The organism is Pseudarthrobacter sp. As-47, assembly GCF_058215595.1.
In genome coordinates this window covers 1,919,436-1,932,355 of the sequence record NZ_CM177088.1, presented here as the reverse complement: position 1 = coordinate 1,932,355, position 12,920 = coordinate 1,919,436, and the positions used below count along the sequence as shown (strand labels likewise).

15 protein-coding genes and 1 riboswitch are annotated in these 12,920 nt (G+C 66.1%); of the genes, 9 read left to right on the top strand and 6 right to left on the bottom strand.

Annotated features, from left to right (window positions below; all coding sequences use genetic code 11):
• Window positions 1–149: 149 nt before the first annotated feature.
• The 5 genes from AC4BCK_RS08905 to AC4BCK_RS08885 all read right to left on the bottom strand — a co-directional run bounded on the left by AC4BCK_RS08905 (window position 150) and on the right by AC4BCK_RS08885 (window position 4,423).
• The gene (locus AC4BCK_RS08905) at window positions 150–527 is read right to left on the bottom strand and encodes an ArsR/SmtB family transcription factor (RefSeq protein ID WP_306971057.1); all 378 of its coding nucleotides are present in this window, start codon (window positions 525–527) and stop codon (window positions 150–152) included.
• A complete protein-coding gene (locus AC4BCK_RS08900; RefSeq protein WP_306971056.1) occupies window positions 487–1,773 on the bottom strand; it encodes an MFS transporter in 1,287 nt (428 codons plus the stop codon). The genes AC4BCK_RS08905 and AC4BCK_RS08900 overlap by 41 nt, the downstream gene beginning before the upstream one ends.
• Before the next feature lie 359 nt (window positions 1,774–2,132).
• The gene (locus AC4BCK_RS08895) at window positions 2,133–2,495 is read right to left on the bottom strand and encodes a M23 family metallopeptidase (RefSeq protein ID WP_490566839.1); all 363 of its coding nucleotides are present in this window, start codon (window positions 2,493–2,495) and stop codon (window positions 2,133–2,135) included.
• A 431-nt stretch (window positions 2,496–2,926) separates the two neighbouring features.
• A riboswitch (cyclic di-AMP (ydaO/yuaA leader) is annotated at window positions 2,927–3,113 on the bottom strand.
• Between the two features lie 577 nt (window positions 3,114–3,690).
• A complete protein-coding gene (locus tag AC4BCK_RS08890) occupies window positions 3,691–3,888 on the bottom strand; it encodes a hypothetical protein (protein ID WP_306971054.1) in 198 nt (65 codons plus the stop codon).
• A gap of 79 nt (window positions 3,889–3,967) precedes the next feature.
• Entirely contained in the window at window positions 3,968–4,423 is a 456-nt protein-coding gene (locus tag AC4BCK_RS08885; RefSeq protein WP_306971053.1) for a hypothetical protein, read from the bottom strand.
• Between the two features lie 378 nt (window positions 4,424–4,801).
• On the opposite strand from AC4BCK_RS08885, the gene AC4BCK_RS08880 reads away from it, so the two are divergent.
• From AC4BCK_RS08880 to AC4BCK_RS08860, 5 genes are read left to right on the top strand one after another with little or no spacing between them, the layout of a single operon-like run.
• On the top strand, window positions 4,802–5,065 hold the full coding sequence (locus AC4BCK_RS08880) for a hypothetical protein (RefSeq protein WP_306971052.1): 264 nt from the start codon (window positions 4,802–4,804) through the stop codon (window positions 5,063–5,065).
• 2 nt (window positions 5,066–5,067) lie between these two features.
• Window positions 5,068–6,006 carry an FAD:protein FMN transferase gene (locus AC4BCK_RS08875; RefSeq protein ID WP_306971051.1) on the top strand — a complete coding sequence of 313 codons (939 nt, stop codon included), beginning with the start codon at window positions 5,068–5,070 and terminating at the stop codon, window positions 6,004–6,006.
• Window positions 6,003–6,578 carry a ferric reductase-like transmembrane domain-containing protein gene (locus AC4BCK_RS08870; RefSeq protein WP_306971050.1) on the top strand — a complete coding sequence of 192 codons (576 nt, stop codon included), beginning with the start codon at window positions 6,003–6,005 and terminating at the stop codon, window positions 6,576–6,578. Before AC4BCK_RS08875 ends, AC4BCK_RS08870 begins: the two co-directional genes overlap by 4 nt.
• Window positions 6,569–7,660: an NADH-ubiquinone oxidoreductase-F iron-sulfur binding region domain-containing protein gene (locus AC4BCK_RS08865; RefSeq protein WP_306971049.1), complete on the top strand. Its 1,092-nt coding sequence runs from the start codon at window positions 6,569–6,571 to the stop codon at window positions 7,658–7,660. Before AC4BCK_RS08870 ends, AC4BCK_RS08865 begins: the two co-directional genes overlap by 10 nt.
• On the top strand, window positions 7,657–7,890 hold the full coding sequence (locus tag AC4BCK_RS08860) for a ferredoxin (protein ID WP_306971048.1): 234 nt from the start codon (window positions 7,657–7,659) through the stop codon (window positions 7,888–7,890). The genes AC4BCK_RS08865 and AC4BCK_RS08860 overlap by 4 nt, the downstream gene beginning before the upstream one ends.
• A gap of 78 nt (window positions 7,891–7,968) precedes the next feature.
• Here the strand turns inward: AC4BCK_RS08860 and AC4BCK_RS08855 are convergent, their stop codons facing one another.
• A complete protein-coding gene (locus AC4BCK_RS08855; protein ID WP_306971047.1) occupies window positions 7,969–8,595 on the bottom strand; it encodes a DedA family protein in 627 nt (208 codons plus the stop codon).
• A gap of 776 nt (window positions 8,596–9,371) precedes the next feature.
• On the opposite strand from AC4BCK_RS08855, the gene AC4BCK_RS08850 reads away from it, so the two are divergent.
• From AC4BCK_RS08850 to AC4BCK_RS08835, 4 genes are all read left to right on the top strand, one after another.
• Window positions 9,372–9,572 carry a hypothetical protein gene (locus AC4BCK_RS08850; RefSeq protein WP_306971046.1) on the top strand — a complete coding sequence of 67 codons (201 nt, stop codon included), beginning with the start codon at window positions 9,372–9,374 and terminating at the stop codon, window positions 9,570–9,572.
• 181 nt (window positions 9,573–9,753) lie between these two features.
• Window positions 9,754–10,128 (top strand): hypothetical protein, encoded by a 375-nt coding sequence (locus AC4BCK_RS08845; RefSeq protein ID WP_330189296.1) that lies wholly within the window; start codon window positions 9,754–9,756, stop codon window positions 10,126–10,128.
• A gap of 356 nt (window positions 10,129–10,484) precedes the next feature.
• A complete protein-coding gene (locus tag AC4BCK_RS08840) occupies window positions 10,485–12,092 on the top strand; it encodes a multicopper oxidase family protein (RefSeq protein ID WP_306971044.1) in 1,608 nt (535 codons plus the stop codon).
• Window positions 12,093–12,209: 117 nt separating this feature from the next.
• Window positions 12,210–12,884 (top strand): DUF1345 domain-containing protein, encoded by a 675-nt coding sequence (locus tag AC4BCK_RS08835; protein WP_306971043.1) that lies wholly within the window; start codon window positions 12,210–12,212, stop codon window positions 12,882–12,884.
• Window positions 12,885–12,920: the final 36 nt, after the last annotated feature.

The following is a 12,920-nucleotide window of genomic DNA, read 5'->3' as shown; positions in this document are numbered from 1 at the left end:
GACAACGATTTCCGCCGTGAGGCTGTCCCAAAGATGGGGACGGTGATAGCCAACCAAGGCGGTGACCACACCAGCGCGCAGGAAACGCCACAGCCCTACGGCGAGTGGCGTGGCATGTTGCGGCTGGACGTTCACCGGCAAGCTACTGGTCAGCCGTGGGCGGGCTCACCGGTGATGCGGTGATCGGCATGGTTGAAGGTTTCGCGGATGAGCCGTACCAGGTGTCCGTCATGGAGGGAGTAGATGACGTGTCGGCCGTCTTTCCGGGTGTCCACCAGCCCGCTGAGACGGAGTTTGGCCAGGTGCTGACTGACTACCGTCCGGGGAACGTTGGCTGCGGCGGTGAGCTCGGTGACGCTTCTGGGGCCTTGGGAGAGTTGCCAGAGCAGGTGCAGGCGGGTCGGTTCGGCGAGCATCCGCAGCGTCCCTGCGGCGGTTTCGAGCAGCTCCGGCCCGGGGGTTACCGGGTGGACCAGGGAAGGGGTGTCAGGGGCGGGGCGGGGTGTGCCGTGGGGCTGGCTGCTCAACGCTCTGCTCCTTTCCCGCCGCTTCCATGGCTGCTGCGGTGTCATGCCGGGGCCAGGAGGCGAATGCTCCTGCACTGCCTATCATCGCAATAATTGTCAGCGCCACCGCAGCCCAGCCCAAACCGGCGACCGCGCCGACCCAACCAGCCAGCGGATACGTCAGGATGTAGCAGGCATGGGAGAGGGAGAACTGGGCCGTGAACACGTAAGGCCGGGTGTCCTCGGTGGAGGCATCACGCAGCAGCCGCGCCGCCGGTGTAAGGATCGTCGCGTTGGCCGCGCCGAGCAGGAACCACAGGCCCAGCAGCAGCCACCACCCCGTCCCCGGGACGCCGGCCAGGGTCAGCGCGGCCGCTCCGGCCAGGACAAACGGAATGACCGCGGCGCCGGTGAGCATCATCGCCCGGTCCCCGAACCGGTCCAGAACCCGTGGGGCTGACAACGCCACGATCATGGAACCCACACCGAAACAGGCCAGCGCCAGAGCAAGATCCGTGTCCGGCCGTTGCAGAACGTCCCGGACGTAAACAACGGTGTTCACCAGTACCAGCGCCGTCGGGGCGGCAACCACCAGGTTCAGGGCAAGCAGGGACCGCAGCCGCCGGTTGCGCCAAAAGATCCGCGTGCCCAAGGTGGTCCGGTGCCACAGCGAGGTCTGCGGAGCTGCGGTGGCCTGAACCTTCGGCAGGACAGTGATTGCCACCATAAAGGCAGAGAACAGGAATCCGGCGACGGTGCCGAGGAACAGGTTGTTGTAGCTGAGCACGGTCAGCAGCAGCGCCGCCGCGGCCGGGCTGACGAGCGCTTCCATGTCGTAGGCCAGCCGGGACAGCGACAGGGCCCGGGTGTAATCCCGCTCGTCGGTGAGGATCGTGGGGATAAGGGACTGGAACGCCGGGGTGAACGTCGCAGAGGCTGACTGAAGCAGGAAGATCACCACGTAGATCTGCCAGACATCGGTGATGAAGGGCAGGCACAACGCCATTCCTGCCCGGATCAGATCCGCCCCGATCAGGACCCGCTTCTTTGGCCACCGCGCCACCAGGGCGTTGATTACCGGGGCGAGGCCCACGTAGGCCAGCATCTTGATAGTCAACGCCGTACCGAGAACGGCCCCGGCATTGCTGCCTGCCAGGTCATACGCCAGCAGCCCCAAAGCCACCGTCAGCAGGCCCGTGCCGATCAGCGCCACGATCTGCGCCACGAACAGCCGCCCGTACGTGACATTCCTCAGAACAGACAACATCCGGCCCGACACCTTGAATGCAAAAGTGCGCGTGTATGCACTTATAGTACGTGACCGGAGTGAATGCCGAACTTCAGGCTGTTAGGACCGCTGACCGCTACGACTTGTAAGCGGGCCCTCGGTCCGCGGCCGAAGACTCTTTGACGAGGGACTGCAGCAGGACGCGGCCGCCGAATTTGACTGGTCCCAGAACCTGTACGAAGCGCGCGAAAGACAGTCCCCACCTCCGAGGAAGCCAGGGAGCGCCCTGACCCTACACAACAGGGTCCGGTGTTCGGAAGGTTGCTGACAGTGCGGGTCTGCTTTTCATCAAAACAACTGCGATCCGACGGATTCGAAGCAGGAAGTCCGGTCCGCTATCAGATGTAGGCGGAGGGATTGACGGTCGTTCCGTTCACCATGACCTCGAAATGAAGATGGCAGCCAGTTGACGCCCCGGTCGTACCAACGCCCGCAATCTGTTGGCCCTGCGCGACTGTTTGCCCAACAGAAACACCAATGCTGGCCAGGTGGTTATAGGTGGTCTTCAACCCGTTGCCGTGGTCCACAACGATCCGGTTGCCGCCGCCATACGGGCTCCAGCCTGCCTCCACGACTTTCCCTCCACCGGCAGCGGACACCGCCGTCGAGCATGCTCCTGTCAGGTCGATGCCGGTATGCAGTTCCCCTGCAGCTCCCGTAATGGGGCTGACACGAAATCCGAAAGGCGAGCTCACGTTCATGGCGGCCAGTGGGGCTCTCAGGCCCTTGGACTGCGCGCTCGGGGCGGCCTTAGCCGCCGGTGCCACAGGGGCCGGTGCCGCAACCGTTCCGGCGGCCTCCACCGGTGCTGCCGGTGCAGGAGTTGGGGCGGGCTGGGACGTAACTGCCGGGCGGTCAAAGGTCAAGACCGCGCTCGGCGCTGCAGATACTGCAGCCTCAAAGTCAGGAATCGCGGATGTGGTGATCTGGCCCGGAACCTCGGCGCGAGCACCCGAGTCGGCCTGCGCGGCCGAAAGGGCAGTCAGGGCAATCATTCCCGTGACGGCGGCTGAAACACCCCACTTTTGGCTGCGGAGCAGAACGGCAGCGTCATGGAGACGGAGTCGGCGGCGCGGCCCGGGAGCAGGAAGGGCACGGCGACGGCCGTGTCTGGGCTGGGCAGACAAGATAGTGGTCCTCTCGGCGCCGGCGAAGTTAGCTGTCGGATTCGGACGAGTGGACTGTCCGGCTGCTGGGGACGCGCGCTAACGCAGCCGCCAAGTAGCTTCACCCCAAGGTGCGCTCTCGCGCGCCGTAAGTGGATCCTCCGCGCCCGCCTTGAGAAGGTCATGGTCATCGGCCGCCGGCGGGGTTTGGCGTAGCGGCCCATGCATACCGGTAGGGGTATGCATACCAAGACTAACGACGGTTCGCATAAGTTACAAATTCGTTATCCCAGACCGATGGCGGCAGCGGCGGGAGAGAAAATGGTGCCACGGATTCTTTTTTGGTGGACAGGTCCGGCTCTCCTCGTCCTACTTGTTGGCCGCGCGGCCAAGCCATTCGAGCGGGCCTCCTATCCTAAGAAACACGAACGCCATCCCTATCAGCACAGCCAGCGCTGCGCGGGAAAGGTACATCCCCAGACTGGACATCAAAGTGCCAGCCGCTTCCAAGGCTTCGCGGCTGCAAAATTATTCCGGTTGCCCGTCTAAATCCTCAGGGCAGTCAACGGCGGATCTCTGGCCGCCTAATTAGGCAGATCACCGGGCCCTAACAACGGCAGGGCTTGTCCTCAGGCACCTCCCATGGCGGTTCCGCCAACAGGTATTGTGGCCGGGCCACGTGCTTACCCATTTTCCGGCGCTGCAGCGAAGTACTTGCGTCCCCTTCCCGGGGCGGCAACATCCAACCCAACAGGCCTGTTTCCTGCTTGTTCATGTTCCGTGGGCTTAGTCATGTCATGGTCACCGCTGGCTTCCAGAACGCCGGGACGATTCCGGTGACCAGTGTGCCGAGGCGGGCTGCTGCTGTCAGCTCCAGGCCAGTATCGGTCAGGTTGTCGCCGCTGATGACCAGGACGCGCCCGGCGCAGGCAGCTTCCAGCCAGGCGGCGTCATTGCGGTTCCTTCTGTTCAGTTGCTGGGAACACATCAGGAGTCCATCAACATGGAGTTAAACCACTTCACCATCGGCCACGATGCAGGTGCAGGTGTTCCGGGCAGGGGACAGCCTACTGCAGGATTTCGCTATAGCTGGCGCTGAAAGACATCTCGAATCCGTGTTTGAGCAGGACCGAGACCAGCGCCGACGTCATCTCCCCACGCGGTTCGCCAACAACAACATTCGGCATCAGGGTGTAGGCCAGCACGGCTATGTCGGTCTTTCCCAACCCGCCCCCGCTCAGAACCATTCGCGCACCAACGGAGGTGACGTCTTCCACCACCTCCACCGCCTCGCGCGCACTCAGCCCGGGTGCCTGACACTGCAGATGACAGACGGCAGGATCGAAGGTCAGGGACGATATGCCCTCCAAATCACAGCCTTCGGTGATGAATACCATCAGGGACAAGGCCGCTCCGAAGCCAAGAGATCGCCGGCAGACAGCGCAACGGCTGGCTGTGGCCTTGACCGTCTCGATGTATTGGGCTGTGTCCCTGCCCTTGAAGCCCGGAGTTGTTCGTCCCAAGCTACATTGCTGGTGATGGGCATTTCCGCAATCCAATCCGTGACGCCAGGCCCACGTGCGCCATGACGCACACATAGGGGTGACTTGTGAATTCGTCGAATATCCGACGCTAAGGAACTGCAACTGGCTGGGGCGCGGATTTGCCGCGGGTTAATGCCCCCGCCCGTTGGAATCGGACGGTCGCGGCATTGATGATGGTGTAGCGCCGGTTAGTGCCGTTAGCGTCGGTCGGTTTGTGCGTGGTGGGGTGCTGGAATAGCCAATCGCTTCCCCGAAAACTTCGGGCGGGCCGGAATCCCTCACAGACGGTACACAGGTTTATCTCAGGTATCTCTTATTGGGCATGTGGGAGCCTTGATGGTATCGGAAGGAGATGCGATGACGGCGGTAGTGAATTCACGGGTTCGGGCGTTGGGCGCGGTACGGCGCTGGACGGTGACAGGGATGGTGCTCGCGGGGCTTGCGACTGCTGGTGTCGGTGCAGGCCTGGCGACGGTGCAGCACCAGTCCACCACCGGTCAGGTGGCGGCGGCGGTGCAGCAGGCACCGGCGCCCGCCGCGGCAGGGACGTTCGGGAAAGTCCAGGCCGCGCAGAACGCCCCGGCCGGCGCCGTACCGCAAACAGCGACCAGAGCCTCCTGAGCGTGGCAGCATTCCCGGCCGCCGGGTTTGATGCGATCGGCACCACCGTCGGCGTGCACGCGACAGACCCATCCGCCCTGGACGATGCTGTGCGCACGGCCCGGGACTGGCTTGAGCGCCTGGATGCCGTCGCCTCGCGGTTCCGGGCCGATTCGGAAGTGGCGGCGATCACTGCACGTTCGTCCCGGGCCCCGGTGGCTTTGGTTCTTAGCCCCCTGCTCGGTGAGGTGCTTCAAGCCTCCCTGGACGCCGCGGCCCTCACCGGCGGTCTGGTCGACCCGACAGTCGGAGCGGCCCTGCTCAGAGCCGGTTACGATGACGATATGGCAGTGGTCAAAGACAGGGCCGCCTGGACGGTGCCCGGTGATCCGGCACCGGCGCCGGGCTGGCGGCAGATCAACTACACGCCCGATGTGCGGTTGTTGGTGATGCCGGCCGGCACGGTGCTGGACTTTGGCTCCAGCGCCAAAGCCTACGCCGCTGACCGGATCGCGGCTCTGCTGGGTGAGACCCTGCCGGGCGGTTTCCTGGTGGACCTTGGCGGGGACATTGCCGTAGCAGGCCCACCGCCGGAGGCCGGCTGGCTGGTACGTGTCGGGCACGGCGGCGGCCGCACCGATCAGGTCATCACGATCACGGACCAGGCTGTGGCGACGTCCTCAACCAGGGACCGGGCGTGGGCCAGCGGTTCCGGGACCGCCCATCACATCATCGACCCGCGCACCGGCGCTCCGGCGGAGCGGGTCTGGGCCGAAGTGACCTGCCTGGGCGCGACCGCCCTGGAAGCCAACGCCGCCTCGACCGCCGCCATTGTCCTGGGCGCTCAGGCGCCTTCCTGGCTGCGGGCCCACGGCATCGATGCCAGCCTGCACGCCATGGACGGTTCGACCGTGAGGACCGGGAACTGGCCTGCCTCGCACGACCCGGCCCGGGCCCTGTGAGCCCGGCGGTCAGCGAGGTTTTCTGGTTCGTTTCCCGGGCGAGCGGTGTCACGGCCTCGGTGCTGCTGACCGTGACGTTCATTCTCGGTGTTGTGACTTCCGGGCGTCGCCGGCCGGCAGGGATCGGCACCACGGTCGTGACCGGACTCCACCGGAACCTGGCACTGGGAATGATGCTTTTTGTGCTGGTCCATATCGTCACTGCCGTCTTGGAAGGTTACGTCGACATTGGCTGGGTATCGGTCGTGGCGCCGTTCACCTCCGGCTACGAACGGGCCTGGATCGGGCTGGGCACGGTCGCTTTCGACCTGCTGCTCGCGGTGACCGTAACCTCGGTGCTGCGCCACCGCATCCCTGAGCGTTGGTGGGCGCGGGTCCATGCGCTGAGCTACGTGCTGTGGCCGGCGGCAATAGTCCACGGCATCACCATGGGCACCGGGAGCGCCTGGATCCTCCGGGCGGTGGGCGTGGCGTGCCTGGCCGCAGGTGCTGCCGCGATGGTGTACCGGCTGACCGGCCGGCAACCCGATGAGACCCGCCGTGATGAGATTGGACAACAGCCATGGCGCTGAACCTGCTGCCGGCGCTGCATGAGGCCGGCCTGACCGGCCGGAGCGGTTCGGCGTTCAGCACTGCGGTGAAACTCACCGCAGCGCTGGAAAACCGGACGGAGCTGGTCGTGAATGCCTGCGACGGGGAAATCGGTGCCGCTAAAGACGCCTATGTCATCCGGCACTACCTCGCCGAGGTCCTGGACGGGGCCGCACTGACGGGCCTGAAGCCGGTAACGTATGCGGCCCATGCCGGGTCGGAGACCGAAGGACACCTGCGGGCGGCCGGTGTTCCGGTGCTGCCGGTACCTGCCCGGTATGTCGCTTCCGAGGCCAGTGCCCTGGTTTCCCTGCTCCACGGCGGCCTGGCCCGACCGATGACCAAACGCGCCCGCCTGGTCCAGGGGGGCCGCACCCCGGAGGGGAAAAAAACCCGCCCGGTCCTGGTCCTGAACGCCGAAACACTCCTGCGGATCGCCCAGATCGAGGCATTCGGGCCGGCCTGGTTCCGGTCCTTCGGCACCCCGGAGGACCCGGGCCCGCGGCTGGTCGCGCTCAACGGCGCGGTCCGGGCACCGGGTGTCTACGAAACCGAAACCGGACCATCCCTGAGCCAAATACTCTCCCTGGCCGGGGGCCCGCTCCCCGGTGCCCCGGCGCTGAACATCGGCGGACTCGGCGGCACCTGGATTGCAGCATCCCGGATACCCTCCCTGCACTACACCGCCGACTCACTGGCCGCCGTGGGCGCGGCCCCGGGCCCGGGGGTCATGCACCTGCTGGGTCCCTCACATTGCCCGGCCGCTACGGTCGCGGGCATGCTCACCTACGCTGCCGGGGAATCAGCCGGCCAATGCGGGCCCTGCATGTTCGGGCTCCCCGCAGCAGCTGCCGGGTTCGCTGACCTCGCCGCAGGCACCGCAGGCCCTGCAGCGCGCGCCGCGCTGCAGGAGCGCCTGGGGCTGCTTGCCGGCCGCGGGGCCTGCCATTTCCCCGATGGGGTCGCAGCGTTCACCGCCTCCGCGCTGGAGGTCTTCAGCGCCCACCTCCAAGCGCACGCCGCAGGATCCTGCCCGGGCCAGGAAGAAAGCGGTCAGTCATGAGCTTTTCTCCCCGCACCCCCCGGCCCGGTTCGGCACTCCCGGTCCTGGCCGTAGACCGGATTGCCTGTACCGGGCACGGGGTCTGCGCCACCTTGCTGCCCGAACACATCACCCTCGACGAATGGGGCTACCCCATCCTCGACGGTCCCATTCCCAAAACCGCCGACGCGGAGCTGGCCGTCCGGTACTGCCCTGCCAGGGCACTGTACTGGCGGAACCGGAACGCCTGACGCAGAACCCGCCACTCCGCCCGGAGGCCCGGGCGCCGCTCCACGGTGCCCTGGCCGAAGGCGGTGGCAAGGCGGGTCTCAGTTGCCCGCGTCCGGGTCCGCTTTGGCGCTGCGGCGCCTGCCCAGGTGCCAGAGCAGCAGCCCGGCAAGGACAACCGCGACGGTGAGGACGGCCGCTCCCTGCCCGGCTGTCCGGGCAATGCTCTGATACGAGTTCCCTGCCAGGAACCCCAGCAGAACACAACCGGTACCCCACACCAGCCCGCCCGCGGCGTTAAATGCCACAAACCGCAGGTAAGGCATGCGCGCCATGCCGGCCAAGGCAGGCATGACAGCACGGAAAAATGCTGTGAAACGCCCTACGAAGACTGCCGCGCCGCCCCGGCGGCGCAACAAATCCTGGGCCTTGGCCACCTGCTGTCCTTTCTTGGCGACAAGGCGAAGGCCCATGATGCGGGGTCCGAAGAACCGCCCTACCTCATACCCCACCGTGTCGCCGGTGATCGCCGCCGTCACGACCAGAACGATCACCAGCCACAGAGGAAGCCGTCCGTGGCTGGCCAGAACCCCGCCCAGAATGGCCGCCGTCTCACCCGGGATCACAAATCCAAGGAAGAAAGCGTCTTCAGCGAAAACCAGGACGAAAACCAGCAGCGCCGCCAGCACCGGGCTGATGTTCAGGATACTGTCCACAATCTGACCCACAACACACAGCCTTTCCTCCCGGCGCCCACCCCCCACGCACCTGCGGTTCCGGTGATCTTACCGCGCCGACCCGGAAGCATCCCCAGGGAAAGGCGGCAGGCTCTGCGGCGACATACGCACCTGGGCCTGGCATCGGGGGAGACGGTAACCATCCCGGTACAGGCCCAAGGCCGCGCGCAACTGACACTCGAGACGGCCCCGGTCACATTTGCCCGGACCGGCGCTGACCCGGCGCGACGGTCCAGGTCAAAATCAACGCAGCCACGACCACACAAAACCATCCCGGGCCCCGTCCTGAACCCGACCTTCACCGAATACGCACCCTATTTCCCGATCCGGCCGGACCCGGCCCAAACCCCCGACACCACAAAGCCGGCTCCTTCCCCGACACCTACGCCCTAACGGCAACCCCCTGCAGGGCTCCGCGCACCGCCCCATTCACGCGCCCCGCCCTCCCACCTTGAACGGGAAGGCAACGGCGCGGCCAACGCCCCGGGGCCGGAAAAGCCCCACGCGCCCTTGACCGGTACGTCCGCCGCCACCGGCGGGCCGGCTGGCCGCCCTCCGCAGGATCCCGCACAGGCAGCCCCGAAGGCCGCTGGACCGTCTCCCGGGCCCGGTGCTGCCGTCTGCAGGTTCCCTGCCGGTGCACTGCGGACTCTCAGCAACCACTTAGCGGAGGTCCGGATAATTGGTGGCAGGCGTCGTTGAAGCGCCCGCCCCGTCCGGGCCCCCCACCCGGACGGGGCACCGACTTAGTAGGACGGATACCGGCAATGTCTGCAACCCGAACCCGCACAGCTGTCCTGTTCAGCACCCTGGCCGGAATCGCATTGGTTGCCGGGACCGCCGTCGCAGGGAGTGGACCCGCAACCGCAGCCCCGGCACCGGCGCCGGTATCTTCGACCGTGTCCGCACCCGCCCCGGTCGGCGCCGACAGCCCGCAGCGCGACGCCGGGGAAACCAGCGGCGACTGACCCGGCCCGGACGTTGGTTAGAATACTGTGCAGGAAACGACCCTGAGCAGGGCGATGCGGTGAGAGGAGAGACGTGAGGACAGCGGTCAAGCACCCCTCACTTCTCCCGGCCGATAGTGCCGCGCGTGCCCTCATTCTGGCTTTCCTGGTACTCGCTGGTCTGGTACTCGGGGTTTTGGGTATGCATGCCCCGACGGCAGGCCACATCGCCTTAGCTCCGCACCACACCGCGTCACACTCCCCGGTCGGCCTTTCCGCTGCCGCCGGGGTGGCCTCGGGCGGGTGGGTTACCCCCGCCGGGGCGCCCATCAAGGAGATCTCGCTTCCGGCCGGCAATCAATCGCAGGGTTGCCAGGCGCAGTGCATGATGACCGCCCAGCACCGGGCGTGCACCCCGCAGTCCGGTGCTGCAGCCCCTCAACCAGTCCTCCCTGCCATGAAACTTGCCGCCAACGGTGCGGCCATCATGAGCGCTTCAGTGGTTCAGTGTCTGGCCCCGGAAGGCCACCGGCGGGCTGCACCGTCCCTGACGGAACTGTCCATCAGCCGCACGTAAACCCGGCCCGGGCACGGCCCCACGGATGCCCGCAGGGAGGTTCCGCAGGGCCCCGACATGCCGCCTCCACCGGGACGGCCTCGGGCCGGTAACGTGCCGGTTTCCTCCCCATCCTCGGAGGGCCGGGGCCTGGAGTAAACCCGGCGCACCTGCCGGAAACGTGGCGCAGAACCGTCGCCACCGGATGTTCTTGTCCCGTGTCCCGGGCAGGCTGCGCCGCAATGCCCGTCGACGGCCCGGCTGCAGGGTCCCTCTCTCCCGCCCGCTGCAGCGTTTACTGTCACCCCAGCTTTTGAGACTTTTCGACTATTTGAGACTTTCCGCTTTGTGCGGATACCGATCAAGGACACCAAAGAATGAAAAACGCATATTCCCTTCCTTCCCGCCGTACCGTGCTCGGCACCGGGATCGCAGCCGCCGCGATGGCGGCCCTCGCGGCCTGCACGTCCAACCCGGCCGCAGGGCCTTCCGCGGTGGCCCGGATCATGCCCGGTGACCCGATGATCGCGGACTTCGAAGCACGCCGCGCCGTCACGGGCAAGACCGTCACCACAAAGCTCACCGCGGCCGAAGCCGACGTCGTGATCGCCGGCCAGCCTGTCCGGACCTGGGGGTATGACAATGCCCTGAACGGGCCGGTTATCAGGGCAACCGCCGGAGACAAGCTCACGGTGCCGCTGACGAACAAACTCAGCCAGGGGACCTCCGTGCACTGGCACGGCCTGGCGCTGCGCAATGACCAGGACGGGGTCCCGGGCCTCACCCAGCACGCCCTCGCGCCCGGTTCCGGATCGGAGCACAGTTTCGTTCTTCCGCACCCGGGAACGTACTGGTACCACTCGCACGTGGAAATGCAGCGCGAACGCGGACTTTATGGGGCCCTCATCATCGCCGACCCCAAAGAAACACTCTCCTATGACCAGGAATGGGTGATCATCCTCGATGACTGGATGGACGGGGTCACGGGCACCCCCGACGATGTCCTGAAGGAACTTTCCATGGGCATGGGGTCCATGAGCACACCAGCACCGGCCCATTCGATGCCCGGGATGGATATGGGCGCCGGATCCGGGTCCTCGATGCCGGGCATGGACATGGGCGGGTCAGGGTCCTCGATGCCGGGCATGAAATACATGTTGATGGGGGCGCGCAGTGACTTCCTGGGCGGTGACGCGGGCGACGTCTCCTACCCGTACCACCTGTTCAACGGCAAGGCCGCGGCCGGGCCGGAAATGTTTCCCAGCAAACCGGGCAGCCGGATCCGGTTGCGGATCATCAACGCAGCCGCTGATACCGCCTACCGTGTAGGCGTGCCCGGGCAGAAAATCACCCTCACCCACACGGACGGGTTCCCGGTTGTACACCAGGACGTGGACGCCGTCGTCCTGGGCATGGGGGAACGGATCGACGCGATCCTGAACGTGAAGGAGGGCTTCACCCCTGTCCTGGCCCTGCCCGAAGGCAAACCCGGGATGACCTACGGCCTGATCAGCACCGGCACGGGTACACCGCCGCCGGCAACCGCCCTCCCCTCAACCCTGGGCGGCACCGTCGTTGACGGCGGCATGCTCAAAGCAGACCCTTCCGTCATTCTGGCGCCGAAAGCGGTTGACCGGTTCCATCAAGTCCATCTGACCGGCAGCATGGCGAAGTATGACTGGGGTATCAACAACCGCCGGTTCGACATGAACAACCCTTACGACGGTGCGTTCGATCTCAAGGTCAATGAACGGGTCCGGGTGGACTTCATCAACGACACCACCATGTGGCACCCCATGCACCTGCACGGCCACACGTTCCAGCTCGCCGGCGGCGGCGCGCGCAAAGACACCGTCATCGTCCGTCCAAAACAAACAGTGAGCGTCGAATTCGACGCCGACAACCCCGGTCAATGGCTCACCCACTGCCATAACGCCTACCACGCCGAACGCGGCATGATGGGGGTCTTCTCCTACATCAAATAGACGACCGCTTGGCCGCGTACCCCGTGTCTTCGGACGGCGGGGTACGCGGAACCCGGCACCGCGGGAAAACGGCGCATCCACCGGCCCGGGCGGTTGCCGGCCTGCGACCATGGTCCTATGAACACTGCCGGTAACGCTGTCGAGGCCCGTGAGGGGTTTGGATCTGTCCTCCACCGATCGTGGCTCCGGGTCACGGCCATGACGGTCGCCGGGGCCGTGGCAGCACTCCTCGCCGCTCTCAGCGGCCCGCCAGACTACGCGCCCGCGGCCGGCTGGGCTGCCGCGTCCGCCACGTACCTGCTATGGGTGTGGGCGATCATCGGGCGCAGGGACCCGGCGGCAACCGCCGCTCACGCCCAGCGTGAAGACCCCGGACGGGGGATCTCCGACGTTCTGGTCCTGGCCGCGACCATGGGCAGCTTCACCGGAGTCGTACTGATCCTGCTCGATGCCTCCACCCTGCAGGGCGGCAGCAAAGCCGCCGTGATCGCCCTGGCGCTCGGAAGTGTTGCCCTGTCCTGGTTCCTGGTCCAGACCCTCTTCACGCTGCGCTACGCCGCCATCTACTACCGGGACAGGAACGGGATCGACTTTAACGAAGACAGCGCACCGCACTACCGGGACTTCGCATACCTTGCGTTCACCGTAGGAATGACCTTTCAGGTCTCCGACACCAACCTGAACACCGACGCGATCCGCTCCACCGTCCTGCGCCAGGCCCTGCTGTCCTACCTCCTCGGCGCCATCGTCCTGGCCACCACCATCAACCTCGTATCCGGACTCGTCCACTAAACCAGATCAATCACCGGGCAGGGACCGGGCCATTCC